Source organism: Serratia sp. T13T92 (genome assembly GCF_047530105.1).
GTDB lineage: Bacteria > Pseudomonadota > Gammaproteobacteria > Enterobacterales > Enterobacteriaceae > Chania > Chania fonticola.
Genome location: NZ_JBLJAK010000146.1, coordinates 1 through 564, shown reverse-complemented (window position 1 = coordinate 564; position 564 = coordinate 1). Strand labels below are relative to the sequence as shown.

Annotated in this window: 1 protein-coding gene; it reads right to left on the bottom strand. The window is 50.7% G+C overall.

Annotated elements, in window-relative coordinates; all coding sequences use genetic code 11:
• Window positions 1-109 precede the first annotated feature (109 nt).
• The gene (locus ACMV5I_RS29645; protein WP_414825983.1) at window positions 110-358 is read right to left on the bottom strand and encodes a recombinase family protein; all 249 of its coding nucleotides are present in this window, start codon (window positions 356-358) and stop codon (window positions 110-112) included.
• Between the last annotated feature and the right edge of the window lie 206 nt (window positions 359-564).

Below are 564 nucleotides of genomic sequence, written 5' to 3'. Positions count from 1 at the left end.
TGGTCTGGTCACACGCGAAACTGGGCACCGATAGGAGATGTCTCACTCAATCCTGACCGCCAGGAAGCCGGGCTAAAACAGGCCGCTTAAATCACGGTTCACGCGACAACTACGTTGACAAACGCCGGTTTTGCAGGTCACGAAGGCTGCGTGACAGACGGTCGATACGGGTCACTACCAATGTATCCCCTTCCCGCAAGTAATCGAGACATTCATCGAGCGCCTGGCGCCCTTCTTTCCTGGTACCGGTCATTTTCTCAGAGAAAATTTTACGGCAGCCAGCGGAAGTCAACACCGTGATCTGATGTGTCAGATCCTGGTCGGTCGTCGATACACGTGCATAACCTACGAGAGCCATACATTTTAATCTCAATAGACATTAGACTATGAGATTCTCAGATACCATAAGTCAAAAATCAATCCCTATGATACCCATTTTGTTTCGTAAGCGTCGCTGGAACCCCACCTGTTATTGCGTTCGCGATGTTGCCATGATCTTGTTCCCGATCATCAACACGGAGCAAACCCATGAGGAACATCCGCACGCCCGAAGAATGGCACGCC

Coding starts and splice junctions, on each gene's coding strand:
- ACMV5I_RS29645 (WP_414825983.1), bottom strand. CDS start 358: ATGGCTCTCGTAGGTTATGCACGTGTATCGACGACCGACCAGGATCTG.